Raw genomic sequence first — 23656 nt, forward strand, 5'->3', positions numbered from 1 at the left:
CTCCAGGCTCATACCGTAGGTGGAGCCCCGGTGCCTTCTTCCGTTGGTTTCTGGTCCTCAAGAAGGTTCTTCCCGTCCAAGGGAGCGGCCCCGCGCACTTTGCTGATGATGCGGTCAATGATGATGCCCAGGATGACGGCCACCACGATCGCGATCACGGCTCCCAGCAGATGGTTGTCTTCGAACCAAACGCCGAAGAAATACCCGAGGACCACCGAATAGCTGGCCCACAAGACGGCCGACAAAGATGTGAGGGCAACAAACCGGCCGTGATGGAAGTGCGTGGCACCGGCCGTGAGGTTCACTGCCACCCTGCCGATCGGAATGAACCGGGCCACCATGATCAGCGAGGCCGACCGCCGTCGAAGTTCTTTCCCGGCCCAGCGGAAGGCGCCCTGCATGCGCTGGGTGCGCATCCAGCGCCACCGCCGGATCCCGATGCGGGCGCCGATGATGTAGGCGATGTTGTCCCCGGAGAATGCCCCGATGGCCGCCACCACCCCCAGCAGCCAGACGTTCGGTGAACCGCTGCTGCCGGAGACAGCACTCAAGCCAACCACCACCGATTCGCTGGGAATCGGCGGGAAGAAACCATCGATCAGGCAACAGGCCAGCACCAGGAACAACACCCACGGCTGTTCCGCCGCGGCGAGAATGAAATCATTGATGGCCTGCACGGTTATTAAGCCTAGGCGATCCTGTCGATGATGAGCCGGTGGGCGGGACGGGATCCCTCCGGTGCGATCACCACCGCGTTCGCCAGGGCTTCCTTGGCACGATCAAACTTCTCCGGAGTGTCCGTCAGCAGCGTCATGAGGGGCTCCCCTGCACGGACCAGGGCACCAGGCTTCGCGTGGAGGCGGACGCCCGCCGCGGCCTGGACGGTGTCTTCCTTCCTGGCCCGGCCCGCGCCCAGGCGCCAGGCAGCCACGCCTACCGAGAGGGCATCCAGCTCCACCAGGACGCCGTCCGCCGGGGCGTACACCACTTCCGACTCCTTGGCCACGGGCAAGGCAGCGCGCGGATCTCCGCCCTGGGCCTCGATCATCCGGTTCCACACATCCATGGCCCGGCCGTCCTTCAGGGCCGCTGCAGGATCTGCTTCGTGGATGCCGGCACCAGCCAACATTTCTTCAGCGAGCCGTACCGTCAGTTCGACGACGTCTTCCGGGCCGCCGCCTGCCAGGACCTCCACGGACTCCTCCACCTCAATGGCGTTGCCCGCGGTCAGCCCCAACGGCGTGGACATATCGGTCATCAGCGCAACAGTGTGCACCCCGGCGTCCTTGCCCAACGCCACCATGGTTTCCGCGAGTTCCCGGGCACGGGCCTCGTCCTTCATGAACGCACCCGAACCCACCTTCACGTCCAACACCAGCGACCCCGTGCCCTCGGCGATCTTCTTGCTCATGATCGAGGACGCAATCAGCGGGATGGCTTCGACGGTGCCCGTAACATCGCGGAGGGCGTACAGCTTCTTGTCAGCCGGGGCCAGCCCGGAGCCCGCCGCGCAGATCACTGCTCCGACGTCCTGGAGCTGGGCCATGATTTCCGCGTTGCTGAGGTTCGCGCGCCACCCGGGAATGGCTTCCAGTTTGTCCAGCGTGCCCCCGGTGTGACCCAAACCGCGGCCGGACAGCTGCGGTACTGCCACTCCGAAGACGGCCACCAACGGAGCCAGGGGAAGAGTGATCTTGTCCCCTACCCCACCGGTGGAGTGCTTGTCGCTGGTAGGTTTCCTGCCGCCGTCGGGCGTTGTCAGCGACGAAAAGTCCATCCGCTCGCCGGAGGCGATCATCGCGGCCGTCCAGCGGGAGATCTCGGCCCTGTCCATGCCGTTGAGCAGGATGGCCATGTTCAGTGCCGCCATCTGCTCTTCGGCAATGACCCCGCGGGTGTAGGCGTCAATGGTCCAGTCGATCTGTTCCGGCGTCAGGGTGCCTTTGTCCCGCTTGATCGTGATGATCTGGACGGCGTCGAAGGCTTCGGTGCTGGTCACGGGGTTTCCTCCAGGTGTTCCGGACCGAAGGCGTCAGGCAGCACCTGGTCCATGGTTTTGATGCCTTGGCTGGTCATGAGTTGCATGCCGGGCGCCCGGAATTCGTAGAGCAGCTGCCGGCAGCGTCCGCATGGCATCAGGATGCTGCCGTCGCCGTCCACGCAATAAAACGCCACCAGCCGTCCGCCGCCGCCCATGTGCAACTGGCCCACCAGCGTGCACTCGGCGCAGAGGGTGAGCCCGTAGCTGGCGTTCTCCACATTGCAGCCGCTGATGATCCGGCCGTCGTCGGTGAGGGCTGCGGCCCCCACCGGGAATTTGGAGTAGGGCGCGTAGGCCCGGTCCATGGCGTCTTTCGCCGCGGCTTCCAGCGCTTGCCAATCGATGTGGCTCATCACGTCAACCTTTCACGTACGGTATGCCGCTGGCCGCGGGCGGCCTGGACCTGCCCACCAAACCGGCGACGGCGAAGATGGTCACCAGGTACGGCAGCATGGCCATGAACTGGCTGGGCACCGGAGTACCAATAATGCCCAGAATCGACTGCAGGTTGTAGGCGAAACCAAACAGCAAGGATGCCAGGAAAGCGCCGATCGGGTTCCAGCGCCCGAAGATGAGCGCAGCCAGGGCAATGAAGCCGCGGCCTCCGGAGATGTCCTTGGTGAAGGAGTCGATGGTCACCAACGTAAACACCGCTCCGCCGATGCCTGCGATGGCCCCGCCCAGGGTGACGTTCCAGAAGCGGGTGGCGTTGACGTTGATGCCCAGGGTGTCGGCGGCCTGCGGGTGCTCACCAACGGCCCGGACCCGCAGGCCCCACCGCGTCTTGAACAAACCGAACCACACAACAGCCACTGCGATGTACATCAGGTAGCCGGCCACGGACTGCTCAAAAAGGACCGGCCCGATGATGGGGATATCGGAGAGCAGCGGAATCGGCAGGATGTCCAGACGGCCCGGGGTGTTGAACTGCTCTTTGTTCGGTGCCATGACCGTGCCGAACAGGAAGCCGGTAAGGCCCGACACCAGCACGTTCAGGACCACGCCCACAATGATCTGGTTCACGAGGTACTTGATGCTGAAGACTGCCAGCACCATGGAGACGGCGGCGCCCGCGGCAGCAGCGGCGAGCAGCCCGATGTAGGGGCTGCCGGTTACGGTGGCCACGAGGGCAGCGGTGAAAGCCCCGCCCAGCAGCTGGCCCTCAATGGCGATGTTGACCACGCCTACCCGCTCACAGAGCACACCGGACAGGGACCCGAAGACGAGGGGAACCGCCAGCGTCACCGAGCCTGCCACGAGGCCGGCCAACGAGATGGACGGTTGCCGGGCGCCGGCCACAATCCACACGAGCACGGCAAAAACGAAGACCACGGCGAAAGCAATGGGCAACCACTTCGGTGAACGTTCTCCGCGCGTCCAGAGGTAGATCGAGTAGGCCGCCATGGCCAGGAGCAAAACGGCCAGAACAATGCCGCCGGCCTGGCCGGGAATCATCAGCGCAGGGATCTGGACCGCGTCGCCGGGATCGCTGACCTTCATCTCGGCCGTTTGCCCGGAGCCCAGCAATCCAAAGAAGACCAGTGCAACAAGGGCCAGGACGCTGAGGGAAACAGGGACTTTCAACGAGGGGCGGAAGCCCGGAAGGGACGGAGCTCCGGCCCGGGGGGCGGTTGCTGTTGCGCTCATTTGGCACCTCCGGTGGCGTTGGCGAGGGCGGCCTTCCGGGCTACCTTTTTCTTCTTCTTGGTGCTGTCCAACCGGAAGATGGACTTGATGAGCGGCGGGGCTGCGATGAACAGGACGATCAGCGACTGCACCACCAAAACAATGTCGATAGGTGTTCCCGTCTGGATCTGCATCTGCACGGCTCCGGCGCGGAAAGCGCCGAACAGGAGGCCGGCGAAGAACGTGCCCCACGGCGTACTGCGTCCCAGCAGGGCCACGGTGATGGAGTCGAAGCCAATCTGTGCCGCTACCCCGCCGGTCAGGACCTTCTCGGTACCCGCTACCTGCGCCACGCCGCCGAAGGCTGCGAGGGCTCCGGCAAACGCCATGACGAGGATGGTGGCCCGCGGAACCTTGACGCCGGCCGTGCGGGCAGCAGCGGGATTTGCGCCCACAGCACGGAATTCGAAGCCAATGGTGGAACGGTTGAGCATCCACCAGACACCTGCCGTCAGCGCAACGGCCACCAGGAAGCCCAAGTGCAGCCTCGAGCCCGGTATGAGCACGGGGTAGGTAGCCGATTCATCCAGCCGGGGCGAAATGGGGCTGTTGTCCCCCGGACGCCGGAACGCCGCGGTGTTCAGGAGGAAGTCGAGCAGGAACAGTGCCACGTAGTTCAACATGATGGTCACAATGACCTCGTGGGCGCCCGTCCTGGCCTTGAGGAGGCCCACAATGCCGCCCCAGACCGCTCCACCCAGGACACCCATAATGATGACCACCAGCAGGTGCAGCCCGAACGGAAGGTCCCAGGCAAAGCCAACATAGGCGGCCAGGGTGGCGCTGATGATGATCTGGCCCTGGGCACCGATATTGAACAAACCTGCCCGGAAAGCCAGGGCCACGCCCAGGCCGGCGCAGATCAACGGGGTGGCTACGGTCATGGTCTCCAGCAAGGGCATGAGGCCCTGCCGGGGGTTGAAAACCGCTCCTTGGAAGAGGGCAACGTAGCTCTTGGTCATGGCGCCCCAGAGCGCCGAAAGGAAGTCGGTGGGGCGGGCAAAGAAGTACCCTGCGGTCCTGGCAACTCTGTCGTCGGTGCTGGCGATCAACAGGCCGCCGAGGAACAAAGCAACAAGGACAGCCAGGACGGAAACAAATCCATTCCCCATAACGATCCGGCGGAGCAGGCTGCCTTGTTGGTGCCCGACATCTCCGCTTTGGGAGGACACCGGAACAATGGACGGTTCCAGGGTGCCGCCCGCAGTGTCCAGCGCGACGTCGGCGGCCTGGACGTCGGTGGTGGATTCCTGCCGTGCCGCTTCCGCGGCCGGTTCATTCTTCTTCGGATCGCCGGGGTTGCCGGTCGGTTCACTGGGTGTCATCGGAGCCCCCTTCCGGGCTGACGCCGGCCATCATCAGGCCGAGGGTGTCACGGGATGTACCCGAGGGAACGATGCCCACGAGCTTGCCTTTGTAAATCACCGCAATGCGGTCTGCGAGCTCCATGACTTCGTCGAGTTCCGTGGAGACGATCATCACCGGCGTTCCCACATCCCTCTCCGCGACGATTCGCTTATGCAGGAATTCAATGGAACCGACGTCCACGCCGCGGGTCGGTTGGCTTGCAATGAAGAGCCGCAGGGGGCGGGACAACTCACGGGCCATAACCACCTTTTGTTGGTTGCCGCCCGACAGCGTCCCTGCCGCAGCGCCCGCGGACGGGGTGCGGATATCGAACTCCTCGATCTTGGCCTTGGCGTTCTCGGCCACTTTGCCCGGGTTCATGCTGACGCCGCGGGCAAAAGGAGCTTGGTCGTACAGGTCCAGCACGAGGTTCTCGGCCACGGAGAACGGACCCACCAGGCCATCTACGGTGCGGTCCTCCGGAACGAAGCCGACGCCGGAACGCAGGACGTCTTTCACCGGCAGTCCCAGCAACTGCTTTCCGTCGAGGGTGACCGATCCGGTCACGTGTTCCTGGACACCAAGGATTGCTTCGGTCAGCTCGGTCTGGCCATTGCCCTGGACACCTGCGATCGCGAGGATCTCGCCTTGGGCGATGTCGAAGCTGATTCCGTCCACGATGTTGGTGCCGTTTGGCGCCCGCACCGTCAGGTTCTCCACCTTGAAAGTGGTCTCCTTCGGTTGGGCCGCGGCTTTAAGCAGACTCAGGCTGACAGGCCGGCCAACCATCATGGACGCAAGCTCTGCCGCAGAAGCAGTCGGCGGGGCATCGCCGACTACTTTTCCGCGGCGGACCACGGTGATGACGTCCGAGACAGCCTTGACCTCACGCAGCTTGTGCGAGATGAACACGATCGATGTTCCGCCGGCCTTAAGCTGCCTCATGATGTCCAGGAGCTCATCGGTTTCCTGCGGCGTGAGCACGGCGGTGGGCTCATCCAGGATCAGCACCTTCGCCTCCCGGACCAGCGCCTTGATGATTTCCACGCGCTGCTGGACCCCAACCGGGAGGTCTTCCACCAAAGCATCGGGATCGACGTCGAAGCCGTACTTTTCGGAGATATCGCGGATCTTCCGGCGGGTTTCGTCCATGCTGAGGACGCCGCCTACTGACGTTGGCTCCGCACCCAGCGCAACGTTCTCTGCGACAGTGAACACCGGGACGAGCATGAAGTGCTGGTGCACCATGCCGATCCCGGCAGCCATGGCGTCCCCCGGTCCCCGGAAAGCTACCGGGTGGTCGTCAACGAGGATTTGTCCGGCCGTAGGCTCATAGAGTCCATACAGCACGTTCATGAGGGTTGATTTTCCGGCACCATTCTCGCCGAGGAGGCAATGGATCTGTCCGGATTCGACCACAAGGTCGATGTCTTGGTTGGCGTAGAAGCTCCCGAATGCCTTCGAGATCCCCTTCAATTCGAGTTTCACAACTCCCACCGTTCTGTGAGTCCGAGGGACGGCTGTATTGCTCACTACCTGTAGGCAGCAGCGTAGTCAGGGCAAAAACGTGCCGCCAGTACCGGGGCCCGGTACTGGCGGCTTGTTCGAGAGTTGTTACTTCTTCGGGCTGGCCGCCGATTCAACAACCAGCTTGCCCGAAATGATGTCTGCCTTGAGGGCGTCGAGTTCGGACTTGGTTTCGGCCGAAACCACGGAGTCAAGGTCGTGGAACGGCGCGAGGGCGACGCCGTCGTTCTCCAGCGTGCCAACGTAGGCTTCGTTGCTGAACTTGCCGTCCTTGTCATCCTTCACCACGGATTCCACGGCTTCACCCATCTGCTTGACCACGGAGGTCAGCATGAGGTCCTTGTACTCCGGAGCGGTGAGGTAGCCGTCGGAGTCGACCCAAATGAGTTTGACGTCCTTGCCGGCAGCCTTTGCTTCCTTCAGGGCAGCGCCCGCACCCTTGCCAACCGGACCTGCAACGGGCATCACGATGTCCGCGCCCTGGTCCAGGAGGTTGATGGTGATCTGCTTGCCGGTGTCCTGCTTCTCGAAGTCACCCGTGAACGAACCGTCCTGGGTAGCCTTGTCCCAGCCCACCACCTGCACGGACTTGCCCTTGGCCTTGTTGTAGGCCTGGACGCCGTCATAGAAACCGTCCATGAAGATGGTGACCGTGGGGAGCTTGATACCGCCGAACGTGCCCACCTTGCCGGTCTTGGTCGTGGCAGCCGCCGCGTAGCCGGCCAGGTATGCAGCCTGTGCAGTGTCGTAGACAACGGGCTTGACGTTGGCGATCGGCGTTTCGTAAGCGAAGTCGATGATCGCGAAGTGCTTGTCCGTGTTCTTCTCCGCAGCAGCCTTGGTGGCGTCGCCCAGGAGGAAGCCGACCGTGACGGTCAGGTTGCAGCCGGCCGAGATCATGCCGTTGAGGTTGGTCTCGAAGTCGCTGTTGGCCTTGGACTCGGCCGACTTCGTGGTGATTCCCAGATCCTTCTCTGCCTTCTTGAGGCCCTCGAAGGAAGACTGGTTGAAGGACTGGTCATCGAAGCCACCGGAGTCGGAGACAATGCAGCCCGTGTAGTCGCTGGCGGCGTTGGTGCTGGAACCGGCATCGGGTGCCTGTCCACAGCCACTGAGCAGGAGCGCTGCCGCGCCCATGGTGGCGACGCCGGCCATCGAACCGCGCTTCAGGGTGGCACGCAGTGGTTTCTTCAATGTTCCTCCAGGAAGAAAGTGTTTGGCGCTACGACTGGTGGTCAATGAGTGTCCGTTTCCAAAACCCCGGGGCAGAAATTCTGTTTTCACTGATGCTTCGCAGCACTGCGCCGAAGCGCACTGATGCAACCAGACTAGTGGCGAAAAACACATGGAGGTAGCACAAAAGCAGCCTGTGGCACAGATCGTTGACTTTTTGTTACCAACCAGTAGGGCGCCCCGCAGGTCACAGGCGGACGAGCATCTTCCCCGTGTTCGCACCCTCGAGCAGATCGATGAATGCCCCGGCCGCATTTTCCAGGCCGTCCACAATTGTCTCGTCGTAGCGGACAGTGCCGTCCGCCAGCCATGCCGCCATCTTTTCCCGGAACTCCGCTGCGTGTGCGCGCTGTCCCCCAACAAGGAAACCCCGGAGCGTCAGCTGCTTGCCGATGGCAACGGCCAGGTTCCGCGGTGCGGCAGGCGGCTCGGTTGAGTTGTACTGGGCAATGGCCCCGCACATGGCAACCCGGCCACCGACGTTCAACATTTCCAGGGCCGCTTCCAGATGGTCGCCGCCCACGTTGTCGAAGTACACATCGATACCGTGCTCCCCCGCCGCGTCGCGCAACTGATCCACCACGGGAGCGTCGTTGTAGTTGAAAGCCGCGTCGAAGCCCAATTCCAGCAGCCGCGCCACCTTCTCCGGCGATCCTGCGCTACCGATCACCTTGCCGGCGCCCATCGCCTTGGCGATCTGCCCCACCATGGAGCCGACGGCTCCGGCCGCACCGGAGACAAAAACGACGTCGCCTTCCTTGAACTCGGCCACCTTGAGCAACCCCGCATAGGCGGTGAGGCCCGTCATGCCCAAAGCACCAAGGAACGCCGAATCAGGCGCCAGGCCGGCAGGAACCGTGCTGGCGGCCGAGCCGTCCACCACCGCGTGCTCGCGCCAACCCAGTTGATGCACGACGACGTCACCCACCTTGTGCGCGCCGGACCTGGACGCGATCACCTCACCGACCGCACCGCCGTCGAGCGCTGCATCAAGGCGGAAGGGGGCCGAGTAGGATTTCCGGTCATTCATCCTGCCGCGCATGTACGGATCCACCGACATATACCGGTTCTCCACCAGGATCTGCCCGTCCTTAAGTTCGGGAAGGTCGGAGGAGACCAGCCGGAAGTTCTCCGGAACTGGCCGGCCCTCCGGACGGGAGGCAAGGTGGATTTCCCGGGTCTGCACAGGAGTGCTTGTGGAAGTGCTCATGCGGCGAACTCCACGAGCTTGAGGTCGACCGCCATGTTGCCGCGGGTGGCATTCGAGTACGGGCAAACCTGGTGGGCCTTGGCCATGAGTTCTTCCGCCGTGGCCCGGTCCAGCGCAGGAAGTGCGATCTCGAGTTCAGCGGCGAGCCCGAACCCGTCTCCCTCGGCCAGGGGGCCGATGTGGATCCTGGCCGCCACCGCCGAATCAGTGAGGTCGGCGCGTTCCTTGCGTCCTACCAAGCGCAGGGCGGAGTGGAAGCACGCGGCGTAGCCTGCAGCGAACAGTTGTTCGGGGTTGGTTCCCTGTCCGTTTCCGCCCAGTTCGACGGGGCTGGCGAGGGTGACATCAAGCTTGCCATCCTTGGTGCGGGCGTTGCCGTCGCGGCCTTCTCCCGAAGCCAGTGCCTCGGCTGTGTAGAGGGTCTTCATGGGTGTCTGCCTTTCTGGTTGTGGCAAATCTTTACTTGCAAGTGTTTGCTTGCAGGGGAATTTCAGAGCGATTTCTGCAATGCGGCGGTGAGCTTGCCCAGGGTGGCGTGAAGCTGCTCGATTTCTGCAGGCGAGAGCCCGGCTGCGTCCGCCAACCTTCGTGGCACGTCCCCTGCCCGTTCGCTGAGCTTGGTGCCGGCGTCGGTCAGCACCACGTCCACCCGGCGTTCGTCCTCGGACGATCTGCGCCGTTCGACGAGCCCCAGGGCTTCGAGTCGCTTCAGCAGCGGCGACAACGTGCCCGAATCCAGCCCGAGATCGGCGCCAAGTTCGCGCACGCTGCGGGGATCGTTTTCCCACAGCACCAGCATCACGAGGTATTGCGGATAGGTCAGCCCCAGCTCATCCAACACAGGGCGGTAGACCGCCGTCGCAGCCTTGGATGCCGAGTACAGCGCAAAGCAAACCTGATGACGGAGCCGGGGTGCATCACTCATACCGAAAACGATAGTGCACAATTAAGTTGTGCACAACCTAATCTCCCGTACTTCACCCAACCAGGTCGCATTAGTGCGCGTTTTCAGCGTTCAAAACGCGCACAACTGCTACCCAGTTGGGTCTATTGCTGCTGGTCGCGGATGGTCCGCAAGGCGGCCGCGCTCAGGACGCGGATCGCGTAGCCCAATGCCCGCTCGTCGACGATGAAGTCGCCACGGTGAAGGTCATACACTTCGCCGCCGGGGGTATGCGTGCCGAGGCGCATCATGGCGCCCGGCAGGTCCGCCAGGAACCAGGCAAAATCCTCTCCGCCCATGGATTGCGGGGTCAGGACCACGGCGCTCTCGCCAAGCTCTGCACGTGCAGCGGCCTCGATCAGCGCCGTCTCGTGTTCGGAGTTCACTACGGGCGGGACGCCGCGGGTGTGCTCCAAATGGACGTCCACTCCGTACGGGGCGGCAACCTGCTTGACCACTTCATCCAACAGCTCGCCGGCATCGTGCCAGGCATCGCGGTCCAGGCACCGCATGGTCCCGGCCATGTAGCCGGTACCCGGAATGGCGTTCGGGGCGGAGCCTGCCGAGATTTGGCCCCACACCACGGACACGCCGCTGCGGACGTCGACGCGGCGCGACAGGACCGCGGGGACGTTGACCGCAATTTGGGCCAGAGCGAAGACCAGGTCTTCGGTCAGGTGCGGGCGCGAAGTGTGGCCGCCGCGGCCCGTCAACTCGATCTTGATGGTGTCCGACGCCGAGGTAATGGCACCGATGCGGGTACCGATCTGCCCCACGTTGATGCGCGGATCACAGTGCAGCGCGAGGATCCTCGGCACGCCCTCAAGGACGCCTTGCTCAATACAGGACAACGCCCCGCCCGGCATGGTTTCCTCGGCAGGCTGGAAGATGATGCGCACTGATCCACCCAGCGGGGTGTTCTTGTGCATGCGCTGCAGGACCAACGCAATGCCCAGCATGGTGGTGGTGTGGACATCGTGGCCGCAGGCATGCGTCACGCCATGGTTCTTGGAGGCGAACGGAAGCCCCGTCTCCTCGATGATCGGCAGGGCGTCGATGTCGCCGCGCAGGGCCGTTGCGATGGGCCCCTCCCCCACGTCCACGGTCAGCCCTGTTCCCTCGAGCCGGCGGGGTTTCAGGCCTGCGGCCTCCAGCCGCTCGACGAGCTTGTCCGTGGTGCGGAATTCCTTGAAGGACAGTTCCGGGTGCGCATGGAGGTCACGCCTGAATTCGATGAGTCCGGGCAGGAGCTCATCCACCCAAGGACTCACGACGGGTGTGGGCTCGGTTTCAGTCGTGTAATTGCGCACGAAACAACTCTAGCCATCCACGGCCCCCGAAGACCGAAAGCCACCTCTTGGTTACGCTGCGTTCAGTCGCAGGCAACCAGGGGTGGCTTCCGGTACGGGGTTCAAACCCCGGGAATCGGACCTAGAGGACGTCGGTGTCTCCGCTGGCCTTCAGCGCATCCACTGCGCCCTTGACCCGCTGGGCGTGCTCCTTGGTGGTCACCAACAGCGCGTCCGGCGTGTCCACGATGACCACGTCCTTGATGCCGATGAGGGCGATCACCCGCTTGGTGTCGGTAACCACCACGCCGCTGGCATTCTCCGCGAAAACGCGTGCGCCCTCACCGAGGACGGTCACTTCGTCGACGTCGCCCGCGTTGTTGAGGCGGCCAATCGCGGCGAAGTCGCCGACGTCGTCCCACCGGAAGGTACCGGGTACGACGGCGACATCCCCGGCTGCCGCTGCCGGTTCAGCAACGGCGTAGTCGATGGCGATCTTGGGCAGGGTTGGCCACACACGGGACGTGACTTCCGCCCTGCGCGGCGTATCCCAAGCCTCTGCGATCTCCTGGACGCCCGCGAAGAGTTCGGGCTGGTTGGCTTCGAGGTGCTTGAGCATGAGGGCTACGGGTGCAACGAACATGCCCGCGTTCCAGACGTAGTCGCCCGCTTCCACGTATTTGCGGGCGACGTCTTCGCTGGGCTTCTCTACAAACTCGGCTACGGCCAATGCGTTCGGAGCGCCGTCCACCTTCAGGGCTTTTCCGGAGCGGATATACCCGAAGCCGGTGGAAGGGTGGGTCGGCTTGATGCCGATGGTCACGATCTTGCCCGTTGCGGCCGTGAAGATCGCTTCGCGCACGGTGTCCTGGAAGAGATCGTCAGGGCTGATCACCTGGTCAGCGGCAAAGGAGCCCATGATGGTCTCCGGATCGCGGCGATGCAGGATGGCCGCGGCAAGGCCGATCGCAGCGCCGGAATCCTTGGGCTCGCTTTCCAGCACGAGCTCGTCATCCCCTACCTCGGGGAGTTGGCGGCACACGGCTGCACGGTGGGCTTCGCCGGTCACCACGAGGACCCGCTCACCGGCCAACGGCTCCAAGCGGTCGTACGTGGACCTCAGCAACGTGCTGCCGGATCCGGTCAGGTCATGGAGGAATTTGGGCGCGGCGGCCCGCGAAAGCGGCCACAGCCGGGTCCCCACACCGCCGGCTGGAATTACCGCATGAAAGCGGTCCAATGGCGATTCCGGAATTGTCGCGTCTTCTGTACTCACCTCAACACTTTATCCGACACGGTGCCTGGGACCCGGGCACGACGCAGATGTGGCTTTCGTCTCATGTTGTCCAAAAATCGCCGGAAATACAGGCAGGAAACGCCGGACGGCCGAGCAATGCAGCCGGTCCTGAATTGAATAAGCTGTGAGCGAAGCCTAGATTTAGGCGTGAGCTACGAGTGCTCTCGCAGCAGGCGTTCCCCCCGCGTGGATCCCATGCCAGCGCCGCTGTGTTGCAGGAAGGTTTATTCAGTGCCGACAAAACCAGCTGGCACCTTGTACCGCGGCCGTGAAGGCATGTGGTCCTGGGTTGGACACCGTATTACCGGTGTAGTGATCTTTTTCTTCTTGTTGGTCCACGTGCTGGACACCTCATTGGTGCGTGTGTCCCCGGAGGCCTACACCGCCGTCATTGGCGCTTACAAGAACCCCCTCATGGCCCTGGGTGAAACGGGCCTGGTCGCTGCGATCATCTTCCACGCCTTCAACGGCCTGCGCGTGATCGCCATCGACTTCTGGAAGAAGGGCGCAAAGTACCAGCGCCAAATGCTGTGGGTCGTACTTGCACTGTGGCTGGTTACGTTCGCAGGTTTCGCTATCCGCCACCTTTCCCTCGCGCTGGGAGGCCACTAAGCCATGACTACTATCCAGGCCCCGCGTTCGGGCAAGATCGCCCCCAAGTACAACCGTTCCGGCTCCAGCCGCGGCAACTTCGAGATGATCGCATGGCTCTTCATGCGCCTGTCCGGCGTCGTGCTGGTGGTCCTCATCTTCGGTCACCTCTTCGTGAACCTGCTGGTGGGCGAAGGCATCCACGCCATCGACTTCGGCTTCGTGGCCGGCAAGTGGGCCGATCCGTTCTGGCAGTTCTGGGATCTCGCCATGCTCTGGCTCGCGATGCTCCACGGCACCAACGGCGTCCGCACCATCATCAACGACTACGCGGAAAAGGACTCCACGCGCTTCTGGCTCAAGGGTGTCCTGTACGCCGCCACGTTCGTCATCGTCATCCTCGGCACCCTGGTGATCTTCACCTTCGACCCGTGCCCCGTAGTCGACGGTGTCCAGCTGCCGGGTGGATTCTGCCCGGCACCGTAGCGGTTCCGGAGGGCCGGTTCCAACCGGCCACCCGACCAGCGGAACAGACTCCGCCGACCATCTGAATTTTTGAAAGAGAGAGCATCTGGTATGCAGGTCCATAAGTACGACGTCGTTATTGTCGGTGCAGGTGGCGCCGGCATGCGCGCCGCGATCGAATCCGGTCAGCGTGCACGCACCGCGGTACTGACCAAGCTCTACCCCACCCGCTCGCACACAGGTGCAGCCCAGGGTGGCATGTGTGCAGCACTGGCCAACGTCGAGGAAGACAACTGGGAGTGGCACACCTTCGACACCATCAAGGGTGGCGACTACCTGGTTGACCAGGACGCAGCCGAGGTCATGGCCAAGGAAGCCATCGACGCCGTGCTGGACCTGGAAAAGATGGGCCTGCCCTTCAACCGCACGCCCGAAGGGCGGATCGACCAGCGCCGCTTCGGTGGCCACACCCGTGACCACGGCAAGGCTCCTGTCCGCCGCGCCTGCTACGCAGCAGACCGTACGGGCCACATGATCCTGCAGACGCTGTACCAAAACTGCGTCAAGCACAACGTTGAGTTCTACAACGAGTACTACGTCCTTGACCTGCTGCTGGTTGAGGAAGATGCCGTTCGCGAAGACGGCACGCCCTACAAGCAGAAGCGCGTTGCCGGCGTCGTCTCCTACGATCTCGCTTCCGGTGAGCTGCACGTCTTCCAGGCCAAGTCCGTGGTGTTCGCCTCCGGCGGCGCGGGCAAGGTCTTCAAGACCACGTCCAACGCACACACCCTGACCGGTGACGGCATGGGCATCGCATTCCGCCGCGGTATCCCCCTGGAAGACATGGAGTTCTTCCAGTTCCACCCGACCGGTCTCGCCGGCTTGGGCATCCTCCTCACCGAAGGTGCCCGCGGTGAGGGTGCCATCCTGCGTAACTCCGAGGGTGAGCGCTTCATGGAGCGTTATGCCCCCACCATCAAGGACCTTGCGCCCCGCGACATCGTGGCCCGCGCCATGGCCAACGAAGTCCGTGAAGGCCGCGGCTGCGGCCCGAACAAGGACTACGTCCTCCTTGACCTGACGCACCTTGAGCCCGCGCACATCGAAGCGAAGCTGCCGGACATTACCGAGTTCGCCCGCACCTACCTTGGTGTGGAACCGTTCACGGATCCCGTGCCGGTGTTCCCGACGGCCCACTACGCCATGGGCGGCATCCCCACGAACATCACCACTGAGGTCCTGCAGGACAACGACACCACTGTTCCGGGCCTGTACGCCGCCGGCGAAGTGGCCTGTGTTTCGGTCCACGGCTCCAACCGCCTTGGCACCAACTCGCTCCTGGACATCAACGTGTTCGGCAAGCGTGCAGGCATTGCGGCCGCGGAGTACTCCAAGACCGCGGACTTTGTTGAACTCCCGGAGAACCCGGAAGCAATGACCCGCGGAATCCTGGACAGCCTGCTCAGCGGCACCGGCACCGAGCGTGTGGCCCAGATCCGCAAGGAACTGCAGGACACCATGGATGCCAACATGCAGGTGTTCCGTACCAAGGAATCCCTGGAGCAGGTCCTCCGCGACATCGCTTCCTTCGAGGAGCGGTACAAGAACGTCACCGTTCAGGACAAGGGCAAGCGCTTCAACCTGGACCTCCTGGAAGCCGTTGAACTTGGCTTCCTGCTCGACATGGCCAAGGTCATGACTGTCGGTGCCCTGCACCGTGAGGAATCCCGTGGCGGCCACTACCGCGAGGACTTCCCGGACCGCGACGACGAAAAGTTCATGAAGCACTCCATGGCTTACCTGGACAACACCGTCACCGCCGACTCGTCTGCCGAGTCCGTTGCGGGCATCCGTCTTGAGACCAAGCCCGTTGTCTTCACCCGTTACGAGCCAATGGAGCGTAAGTACTAATGACCACCGAAATGGCGGAACCCGCTTCCAAGATCGAGCTGCCCGCAAGCGTTGCCGGCGAGGGTGAGATCCCCACGTTCCACATCACCTTGAAGGTGCGCCGCTTCGACCCCGAGATCTCGGACGAAGCCCGCTGGGACGAGTACAAGCTGACCATGTACGGCACGGACCGCGTCCTGGATGCCCTGCACAAGGTCAAGTGGGACATCGACGGAAGCCTTTCCTTCCGCCGCTCCTGCGCCCACGGTGTTTGCGGATCCGATGCCATGCGCATCAACGGCCGTAACCGCCTGGCCTGCAAGACCCTGCTGAAGGACCTGGACACGTCCAAGCCCATCATCGTGGAGCCGATCAAGGGCCTTCCCGTGGAGAAGGACCTGATCGTGGACATGGAACCCTTCTTCCAGTCCTACCGCGAAGTCATGCCGTTCCTCATCAACAAGGGCCACGAACCCACCAAGGAACGCCTGCAGACCGTTGAAGACCGTGAGCGCTTCGACGACACCACCAAGTGCATTCTCTGCGCCGCCTGCACCTCGTCCTGCCCGGTCTTCTGGACCGACGGCCAGTACTTCGGTCCTGCAGCAATCGTCAACGCACACCGCTTCATCTTCGATTCCCGTGATGACGCCGGCGACATGCGCTTGGAGATCCTCAACGACAAGGAAGGCGTGTGGCGCTGCCGCACCACCTTCAACTGCTCCGAGGCATGCCCCCGCGGCATCCAGGTGACCAAGGCCATCGCCGAGGTCAAGCAGGCCATCCTGTCCCGCAAGATCTGATCCACGGTTCCCCAAGGAACACAGCGAAAACGGCGCCGCCCACCTCCAGGTGAGCGGCGCCGTCGTCGTTAATCATCAACCGGCCTCAGCGTGCCGGATCCAATCACCAAGGAGGCCGCATGTCGCGCCCAGAGAAAATCACCTTTACGGGCAGCACCGGGGACGCTTTGGCGGGCATCATCGATGTTCCGGAAGGTCCCGTCCGCGGGTGGGGCATCTACTCCCACGGCCTGACGCTGGGTAAGGACAGCCCCGCTGCCTCCCGGATCTGCAAGGGCCTCGCGGAGCAGGGAATCGGGATGCTGCGTTTCGACAACCTCGGGCTGGGCGGCTCCGCAGGAGAGTGGTCGGCCGGCTCCTTCAGCGTGAAGGTGGCGGACACCATCCTTGCCGCGAAGTTCATGCGCGAGCAGGGCCGGGGAATCTCCCTGTTGGTGGGGCACTCCTTTGGTGGGGCGGCCGTTCTTGCCGTCGCCCGCGACGTTCCCGAGGCAAATGCGGTGGTGACGGTCGGCGCACCTTACGAGCCCAGGCACGTTGAACACATGTTCGACGCCGAGATCGAGGCCATCCGCCGCGACGGCAGCGCAGTGGTGGACCTCGGCGGTCGTCCGATGGAGATCCGCAGGCACTTCGTGGAGGATGTGGAACGGGCCGACCTGCGCGATTGCATCCGCACCTTGCACAGGCCCCTCATGGTGATGCACTCCCCTACGGACAACACCGTGGGGATCGACAACGCCAGCGAGATTTTCCGCACGGCCCGGCATCCGCGGAGCTTCGTTTCCCTTGAAGGCAGTGAGCACCTGCTCACCGGCAAGGGCCAGGCTGCCCGGGTGGCACGGATCATCGGCGCGTGGGCGGATCCCTACGTGGAGCTGCGCGAAGAGGACCCAGCGTCCTAGGCCCCCAACTGGGTCGCAGCAGAGCGCGTTCCGGACGTCCAGAACGCGCTCTGCTGCTACTTACTTGGGTGCTACTTGCCGATAGCCGCCTTGCTTTCGGCCAGCCACTGTTCTGCGCCCTTCTCCGGGCTCAGCCGCTTGAACAGGACCTCGGTGTTGATGCGGGCCGTGATCTCGGAAACGGCGGTGGAACCTGTGGGGCCGATGTAGGTGGGTGCGAATTCCATCTTGCCGATCTGGTCGATGTAGGCCGCCTCGACCTTGCCCTGCGGGGTGAGCTGATCCTGGATCGCGCTGCGAATGGCCGAGTTGCCGGGTACGCCCCGGTCGCTGTGGATGATCTTGCCCGCGGCCTCGTTATTGACCAGGAAGTTCACCAGCTTGGCTGCGGCGTCGGTGTGCTTGCTGCGGGCGGAGATGGTGTAGAACTGCGAGGACTGGAGCCAGATGCCCGGCGTGGGGGTTTCGCCCGGGAGTTTGAGCAGCTTCAGTTCGGCACCGGAGGCCTTGCTGAGGGCAGAGAGCGAGTTGCTCCAGGTCAGCATCATGCCGGCCTTGCCCATGCCCATAAGGGTCTGCTCGGTGCTGACGTTCAGTTTTTCCACCGTCTCGGAGGCGCTGGGGGCAGCGCCCGATTCGCTGAGCTTCAGTGAGTAGTCGAAGTAGGCCTGCACTGTGTCCTTTTCCAGGCCCAACTGACCGTCCTGCGTATACAGGGACTGGCCGCGCTGGCGTGCGAAGGCATCCAGGGAGTCGTGCGTCAGCACCGTCGCAGTGCCGTACGTTCCCTTGGGACTCTTTCCAGTAACTTCCTTGGCGATTTTGGCGAAGTCGTCCCAGCTCCAGGTGTTGTCGTCCGGCATTTCGACGCCGGCGGCCTGGAAGACAGCTGGGTTGACCACGATCGCCAGGGCGTTGGCGCCCGTGGACACACCGTACTGGGTACCCTTCACCTGACCGTTTTCCACGGCGCCCTGGTCCAGCTTGGAGAGATCAAGCGACCCGCTGACTTTTGACAGGTCCAGGAGGGCGCCGCGGTTGGCGTACTCGGCGGGGTAGGCTCCACCCATGGTAATGACGTCCGGAGCGTCATTGGCTGCGACTTGGGTGGCCAGCTTGTCGAAGTAGCCGTTGATGTCGCCATACTCGGGTTTTACTTTGATGTTCGGGTTGGCGGCCTCGAACTCCGCGATTGCCTTATTGGTCAGCTCGGCCCGTGATGCGTTGCCCCACCAGGAGAACCTGATCTCCACCGGACCATCCTCGGGCTGGTTGTTGCTGCCGCCGCCGGCACAGCCCGTGGCCAGGCCGGCAAGGCCCATGGCCACCACGAAAGCCATTGTTTTTCGGACACTCAGTACAGGTTTACGCACCATTGGGTAAGCTTCCTTTACGCTCAGAAAACGGTTCCTGAAACGTATCAACTACGATAAAGTGCGTCAATAGTTCCTACTGTTAACTATTTCGCCGACGCCCCGGAGGCTCCCCCTTGACCAAGCTGGCAGACATCCAAATCCGTGACCCGTTCCTCCTCACACTGCCCGACGACGCCGGGTATTTGCTCTTCGGCAGCACGGACAAGAACATCTGGTCCGGTCCTGCCACAGGGTTCGACTGCTACCGCAGCCGCGACCTTGAGGATTGGGAGGGACCCATTCCCGCGTTCCGGCCCTCCCCCGGGTTCTGGAGCAAGGAGCAATATTGGGCCCCTGAAGTGCATGGCTACCAAGGCCGCTACTTCATGTTCGCCACGTTCACCGCACCTGGATCCTGCCGCGGAACCCAGATCCTTTCCGCCGAGTCACCGGAAGGTCCTTACACGCCCTGGAGCGACGGACCCGTGACTCCCGGGGACTGGGAATGCCTGGACGGGACCCTGCATATCGACGCAGGCGGAACGCCCTGGTTGGTCTTCTGCCATGAATGGAAACAGGTCAATGACGGCACCATCGTTGCCCAACAGTTGAGCCACGATCTGCGGACAACCGTGGGTGAACCGACTGTTCTGTTCGCCGCCTCCGAGGCCCCTTGGTCCCGCGCGCTGGATGTGCCCTCAGTAGCTGACCGGGAAGCACCCGTCTACGTGACCGACGGTCCGTTCCTCCACCGGATGGCCAACGGCAAGCTGATCATGTTGTGGTCCGGTTTCGGGGATCACGGCTACGCCATGGGAATCGCACGCAGTGCATCAGGCACCGTCCTGGGTCCGTGGGTACAGGAGCCCGAACCTATCTGGGGCAGGAACGGCGGCCACGGCATGATTGCCCGGAAACTCGATGGCGGGCTCATCCTTACGCTCCACCAGCCCAACCAGAGCCCCCACGAGCGGGCCGCATTCTTCGCCCTCCGGGAGACCGAGGACTCGGTGGTCCTGGACGTTCCCTTCCCGGGCACAGGGAACCCCATTGACCGTGAGGACCTGGTACGCCGCCACAACGTCACGCAACAGGAGCTCGATCCACGCAGCCCCGTTTCCGTTGGCAATGGCGAGTTCGCGTTCACCATGGACTTGACGGGCCTCCAGACGTTGCCCGCCTCCTACCCCGTGGGAGCCCGCGGCGAGCTTCCAGCGGGCACCCTGCTGGGCACGCAAGCCCAGTGGGGATGGCATTCCGTCCCACCTGCATCACCCCACGATTTGGCCGGATCCACCGTGCTCTACGACTCCCCTCGGGGCCCGGTGCCCTACGTCGACATGGTGGGAGACATCGTCAATGACCGGGAAACCGGGACGTCCGCTGCGGAGACATGGCTCCGGGCAAACCCGCACCGGCTGGACCTGGGACGCATCGGATTCCGGATGGTCCGGGACGGGCTGGATCGCGGGATCACCCCCGAGGACATCACGCAGGCCACGCAAACGCTGGACCTGTGGTCGGGAACAGTGACCAGCACCTTCACGCTTGCAGGCCAGCAAGTCAAAGTCACGACGGCGTGCCACCCCTCCCGCGATGAGCTCGGCTTCCGCGTCGAGTCACCCGCGTTGGGCTCGTGCCTGGTGGTGGGCATCGACTTTCCTTACGGGTCTGAATCATGGCATGACGCCGCGGACTGGTCCAAGCCTGAGGCACACAGCACGGTGTTGGACGGACAGTGGGTAGCGCACAGGGAACTGGACGATTCGCGCTACGACGTCGCCATCGCCGGAGAAGAACTGGTGGTGGAGCAGACCGGGCTGCACTCGCTTCGTATCGCGCCGCAAAGCCAGAGCACGGTCCTCGATTTTTCGCTCACTTTCACCCCGGGTGAAGGCGGTGACTGCACCCCGCGGGGCAACAACCATCACAGCGGCGCAGCACCCGCTGAAGGCTTCGACGCCGACCCGGCCTCCGGCGTCGTACCTTTTTCCGACGGCGCCGGAAGTCGGGTAGCGGCGGCTGCGGCCGCCCATTGGCCCCGCTTCTGGACGTCCGGCGGGGCAATCGAACTGAACGCCACGAACGATCCGAGGGCGAAGGAGCTGGAACGGCGGATTGTCCTTTCCCAGTACGTGACCGCCATCAACTGTGCGGGCTCGTTGCCGCCGCAGGAAACCGGGCTGGTCTGCAACTCCTGGCGGGGCCGCTTCCATCTGGAGATGCATTGGTGGCATGCTGCGCACTTTGCGCTCTGGAACCGCACGGAACTGCTGCTGCCGTCGTTGAGATGGTATTCGTCCATCCTGGAGGCCTCGCGGCAGACAGCCAAACAACAAGGCTTTGAGGGTGTCCGCTGGCCGAAGCAGGTGGGACCGGACGGGCGCGAGAGCCCCAGCACGATCGGCACCTTCCTGATCTGGCAGCAACCACATCCCATCTACCTGGCCGAACTCGCCTACCGCGCCACTCCGGATCGCGAGGTTCTGGAGGAATTCGCCGGGATTGTGTTCGAGTCCGCGGCATTCATGGCCAGTTTCGCCCACCCCACGGGGCGAGGCTTCGAGCTGGGTCCGCCGCTGGTTCCGGCGCAGGAAAGCTATGGGTTCATGCGCGGTGAGGTCAGCAACCCCACGTTCGAGCTCGCCTACTGGCAATGGGCGCTGCGCGTCGCTTCCCAGTGGCGGGAACGGCTGGGCCTTGACCCGGTCCCACTATGGGATGAAGTGGCTGACAATATGGTCACGCCGCACGTGACCGACGGCGTCTATGCAGCCATTGACGTGGACCCCTTCACCATCCGGACCGACCATCCCTCGATGCTGTGCGCCCTGGGCGTACTGCCCCGCACCGGGCTCATCGATCCGGTCATCATGAAAGCCACCCTCGCCGACGTCCTGGCGGATTGGGACTGGGCCAGCACCTGGGGTTGGGACTACCCGGTGATGGCGATGACGGCAGCGCGGCTCGAAGACCCCGAGGCCGCCGTCGACGCACTCCTCATGACCGCCGGCAAAAACACTGTCCTGGCCAACGGACACAACCGCCAGACCGATTCCTTGCCCTTGTACCTTCCCGGCAACGGCGGCCTGTTGGCGGCAGTGGCGCTCATGGCTGCGGGGTGGGACGACGGTCCGGCACGGCATGCGCCAGGTTTCCCTGCGGGCTGGACCGTAAAGTGGGAGGGACTGGTACAGGCACCTTAGGCTCCTACTCCCGCTTGGGCCCGAGCGAGGCGCCCACCAAAGCGCCCAAGCCCACCCCGACCAGGATGCCCACGAACGGGGAATTGAACACGAGCTGGCCAATCACCAGCCCGGCCGCAGCTCCGATCAGGCAAGCAATCCACAACTGGTTGTTCATGGCGGGGCTCCAGGCTCGGTCAGGTCTGGGGAGTTGCGCGCCGGGCACCGAGGAACCGCTTGCGTGGCTCCTCCCCCGCCTGGGCGTCGGCTTCGCGGACGGCTGACCAGGACGCGGAGATGAGATACACCTGGCTGACCAGGTTGAACCAGATCAACAAGCCGATGATGATGGCGAACGATGCAAGGACGGGGTTGTTTCCGGCACGCGCAAGGAGTTCGGTGCTGAAGAGCTGGAGCACCGTAGTACCGGCGCCTGCCAGGAGCACCCCTTCCACGAACGCGCGGCGCCCCAGCTCAAGGCCGCCTGCGACCCGGAACAGGACTGCCGCCGTCGTGCAGTTCAACAGCAGCGGAACAACGATCTTGACCACTGCGGCAATGGGACCGGCCACCGCCTCATCCAGGCGCAACAGTTCGAAGAACCAGTCCGCCGCAGTGCCGAAGACGAGCGACGCTCCGGCGCTGACCACCAGGATGACTCCGAGAAGCAACAGCGTTCCGGCATCGACGAGCTTCTGCATGAGGGCATTGCGCTGCAACGGGCCTTCCTCCATGACCCCGCGCAGCCCTTCCCGGACGCTGGCGATCCAGCCGAGCGAGGTGAAGATGGTGACCACCGCGGCGATCAGGGCAGTCCAGCCGAGGCCGGAGGGATTCAGGAGGGTCTGCGGATCCACCAGGCCCTCCCCGCCGTTCACTTGAAGGAGGCCGGGAGCAGCGGAGGCGACGCTGCGGATGACTGCGTCCTCAAGCACGGGATTGCCGCCCAGTACGATGCCGGCAACCGCGAAGCCGGTGGTCAGGAGGCCCGTGACGGAGAAGAACATGTTGAAACCGATGCCTGCACTGAGCAACGGCCCATGCTGCCGCGTGTAGTGCTGAAAGGAACGCATGCCGCGGTTGGTGTTCAGGCGGGCCAGGACGAGGGCGAAGAATGCGCCGGCCTTCCGGGGCAGGCCGTCCCCGGCCCGTTTGCTTTTGCCCCAGTCCTGACGCTTGTGGAGAAGTTCGAGCCTTAGCTTGGCGAGCTCAGTTGGAAGCGGCGGACTGTCCGCTTGAGGACGAGGGTTCCGCCTGCTGTGCTTCGTCAGTGTCGCCGCCAAAGTCGAGCTCTTCCCGTAGCTGCCATATTCCGTTGGTGTCGTGCTCGTAAAGTCCCATGCTAACCACAGGGAAGGTGGCCCGGTAATCACTGAGGACCGTTTCGGCCTCATCAAGATTTTCCTGGGCTACATCGTGAGCCACCGTGACATGCGGGTGGTAGGGGAAGGGGAGGCGCCGTTCAAGGGGGCCGCTCTGGAGCTTCTCGTGCAACTGCACGCACTCCTCAAAACCCTGTTCCACGTTGACGAACACTACCGGCGACACCGGACGGAACGAGCCGGTTCCGGAGATTGTGATGGTGAAGGGCGCTTGGGTGCGGGCGACTTCACGGACATGGTCCCTCGTGGCTTCCCAGTCGGAAGTAGGGGTGGTGGTGATGAGGGTGATGTGGGCGGGAATCACCTCGGCCATGGGATCGCCGAAGGAAGCCCGCCATTCCTGGAGCTCCTTGGCGATCTCCGGCGGGAAGCCAAGGATGACGCCAACACACATGGCGCCACCGGCACCGCAATCGGTGCCGGTGACTTCCGGCTGGCGGGCATCGTCCGGACCGGCGCCCTGCTGGGGGTCGGTCGTGACGTTGAGCTGGCCGGCGGCGCACATGG

22 protein-coding genes and 1 pseudogene are annotated in these 23656 nt (G+C 63.6%); 7 read left to right on the top strand and 16 right to left on the bottom strand.

Annotated elements, in window-relative coordinates; all coding sequences use genetic code 11:
- Window positions 1–8 precede the first annotated feature (8 nt).
- The 12 genes from OCL88_RS00780 to OCL88_RS00835 all read right to left on the bottom strand — a co-directional run bounded on the left by OCL88_RS00780 (window position 9) and on the right by OCL88_RS00835 (window position 12552).
- Complete coding sequence (locus OCL88_RS00780; protein ID WP_062095675.1) at window positions 9–677, bottom strand: DedA family protein; 669 nt, start codon at window positions 675–677, stop codon at window positions 9–11.
- Between the two features lie 11 nt (window positions 678–688).
- The gene (locus OCL88_RS00785; RefSeq protein ID WP_264961261.1) at window positions 689–1999 is read right to left on the bottom strand and encodes a thymidine phosphorylase; all 1311 of its coding nucleotides are present in this window, start codon (window positions 1997–1999) and stop codon (window positions 689–691) included.
- Window positions 1996–2394: a cytidine deaminase gene (locus OCL88_RS00790; RefSeq protein ID WP_069694714.1), complete on the bottom strand. Its 399-nt coding sequence runs from the start codon at window positions 2392–2394 to the stop codon at window positions 1996–1998. Before OCL88_RS00790 ends, OCL88_RS00785 begins: the two co-directional genes overlap by 4 nt.
- Window positions 2395–2398: 4 nt before the next feature.
- A complete protein-coding gene (locus OCL88_RS00795) occupies window positions 2399–3688 on the bottom strand; it encodes an ABC transporter permease (protein ID WP_021471535.1) in 1290 nt (429 codons plus the stop codon).
- Window positions 3685–5052: an ABC transporter permease gene (locus OCL88_RS00800; RefSeq protein ID WP_264961262.1), complete on the bottom strand. Its 1368-nt coding sequence runs from the start codon at window positions 5050–5052 to the stop codon at window positions 3685–3687. The genes OCL88_RS00795 and OCL88_RS00800 overlap by 4 nt, the downstream gene beginning before the upstream one ends.
- A complete protein-coding gene (locus OCL88_RS00805; protein ID WP_264961263.1) occupies window positions 5039–6562 on the bottom strand; it encodes an ABC transporter ATP-binding protein in 1524 nt (507 codons plus the stop codon). Before OCL88_RS00805 ends, OCL88_RS00800 begins: the two co-directional genes overlap by 14 nt.
- 126 nt (window positions 6563–6688) lie before the next feature.
- Complete coding sequence (locus tag OCL88_RS00810; RefSeq protein WP_021471538.1) at window positions 6689–7795, bottom strand: BMP family lipoprotein; 1107 nt, start codon at window positions 7793–7795, stop codon at window positions 6689–6691.
- A gap of 226 nt (window positions 7796–8021) precedes the next feature.
- Complete coding sequence (locus OCL88_RS00815; RefSeq protein WP_264961264.1) at window positions 8022–9044, bottom strand: NADP-dependent oxidoreductase; 1023 nt, start codon at window positions 9042–9044, stop codon at window positions 8022–8024.
- Entirely contained in the window at window positions 9041–9472 is a 432-nt protein-coding gene (locus tag OCL88_RS00820) for an organic hydroperoxide resistance protein (protein WP_021471540.1), read from the bottom strand. Before OCL88_RS00820 ends, OCL88_RS00815 begins: the two co-directional genes overlap by 4 nt.
- 62 nt (window positions 9473–9534) lie before the next feature.
- Window positions 9535–9969, bottom strand: coding sequence for a MarR family winged helix-turn-helix transcriptional regulator (locus OCL88_RS00825; protein ID WP_264961265.1), 435 nt, complete (start codon window positions 9967–9969; stop codon window positions 9535–9537).
- Window positions 9970–10091: 122 nt separating this feature from the next.
- Window positions 10092–11297 (bottom strand): amidohydrolase, encoded by a 1206-nt coding sequence (locus tag OCL88_RS00830; RefSeq protein ID WP_031216244.1) that lies wholly within the window; start codon window positions 11295–11297, stop codon window positions 10092–10094.
- A 121-nt stretch (window positions 11298–11418) separates the two neighbouring features.
- A complete protein-coding gene (locus OCL88_RS00835) occupies window positions 11419–12552 on the bottom strand; it encodes a mannose-1-phosphate guanylyltransferase (protein ID WP_166185080.1) in 1134 nt (377 codons plus the stop codon).
- A gap of 252 nt (window positions 12553–12804) precedes the next feature.
- Here OCL88_RS00835 and sdhC point away from each other — a divergent pair, with 252 nt between their 5' ends.
- The 5 genes from sdhC (at window position 12805) to OCL88_RS00860 (ending at window position 17227) form a co-directional block, all read left to right on the top strand.
- Window positions 12805–13185 carry a succinate dehydrogenase, cytochrome b556 subunit gene (gene sdhC / locus OCL88_RS00840; protein ID WP_018777254.1) on the top strand — a complete coding sequence of 127 codons (381 nt, stop codon included), beginning with the start codon at window positions 12805–12807 and terminating at the stop codon, window positions 13183–13185.
- Window positions 13186–13188: 3 nt separating this feature from the next.
- Window positions 13189–13650, top strand: coding sequence for a succinate dehydrogenase hydrophobic membrane anchor subunit (locus OCL88_RS00845; RefSeq protein WP_021471545.1), 462 nt, complete (start codon window positions 13189–13191; stop codon window positions 13648–13650).
- Between the two features lie 90 nt (window positions 13651–13740).
- Window positions 13741–15540: a succinate dehydrogenase flavoprotein subunit gene (sdhA, locus tag OCL88_RS00850; protein WP_021471546.1), complete on the top strand. Its 1800-nt coding sequence runs from the start codon at window positions 13741–13743 to the stop codon at window positions 15538–15540.
- On the top strand, window positions 15540–16322 hold the full coding sequence (locus OCL88_RS00855) for a succinate dehydrogenase iron-sulfur subunit (protein ID WP_021471547.1): 783 nt from the start codon (window positions 15540–15542) through the stop codon (window positions 16320–16322). The genes sdhA and OCL88_RS00855 overlap by 1 nt, the downstream gene beginning before the upstream one ends.
- Before the next feature lie 119 nt (window positions 16323–16441).
- Window positions 16442–17227 carry an alpha/beta hydrolase family protein gene (locus OCL88_RS00860; protein ID WP_069694711.1) on the top strand — a complete coding sequence of 262 codons (786 nt, stop codon included), beginning with the start codon at window positions 16442–16444 and terminating at the stop codon, window positions 17225–17227.
- Window positions 17228–17298: 71 nt separating this feature from the next.
- Here OCL88_RS00860 and OCL88_RS00865 read toward each other — a convergent pair whose 3' ends face one another.
- Entirely contained in the window at window positions 17299–18603 is a 1305-nt protein-coding gene (locus tag OCL88_RS00865) for an ABC transporter substrate-binding protein (protein WP_264961266.1), read from the bottom strand.
- 113 nt (window positions 18604–18716) lie between these two features.
- On the opposite strand from OCL88_RS00865, the pseudogene OCL88_RS21225 reads away from it, so the two are divergent.
- Together OCL88_RS21225 and OCL88_RS00870 are read left to right on the top strand one after the other, a co-directional pair.
- Window positions 18717–19529 (top strand): annotated as a pseudogene (locus OCL88_RS21225) (glycoside hydrolase family 43 protein); the annotation flags it as partial.
- Window positions 19530–19631: 102 nt separating this feature from the next.
- Window positions 19632–21788 (top strand): hypothetical protein, encoded by a 2157-nt coding sequence (locus tag OCL88_RS00870; protein WP_413775439.1) that lies wholly within the window; start codon window positions 19632–19634, stop codon window positions 21786–21788.
- 4 nt (window positions 21789–21792) lie between these two features.
- On the opposite strand, the gene OCL88_RS00875 is transcribed toward OCL88_RS00870, so the two are convergent.
- From OCL88_RS00875 to OCL88_RS00885, 3 genes are read right to left on the bottom strand one after another with little or no spacing between them, the layout of a single operon-like run.
- Window positions 21793–21945, bottom strand: coding sequence for a hypothetical protein (locus OCL88_RS00875; RefSeq protein ID WP_021474142.1), 153 nt, complete (start codon window positions 21943–21945; stop codon window positions 21793–21795).
- A 19-nt stretch (window positions 21946–21964) separates the two neighbouring features.
- The gene (locus OCL88_RS00880; RefSeq protein WP_179011639.1) at window positions 21965–23050 is read right to left on the bottom strand and encodes a YihY/virulence factor BrkB family protein; all 1086 of its coding nucleotides are present in this window, start codon (window positions 23048–23050) and stop codon (window positions 21965–21967) included.
- Window positions 22977–23654 (bottom strand): 2'-5' RNA ligase family protein, encoded by a 678-nt coding sequence (locus tag OCL88_RS00885; RefSeq protein ID WP_021474139.1) that lies wholly within the window; start codon window positions 23652–23654, stop codon window positions 22977–22979. Before OCL88_RS00885 ends, OCL88_RS00880 begins: the two co-directional genes overlap by 74 nt.
- Between the last annotated feature and the right edge of the window lie 2 nt (window positions 23655–23656).

Source organism: Paenarthrobacter sp. PAE-2 (genome assembly GCF_026013155.1).
Lineage (GTDB): Bacteria > Actinomycetota > Actinomycetes > Actinomycetales > Micrococcaceae > Arthrobacter > Arthrobacter ureafaciens.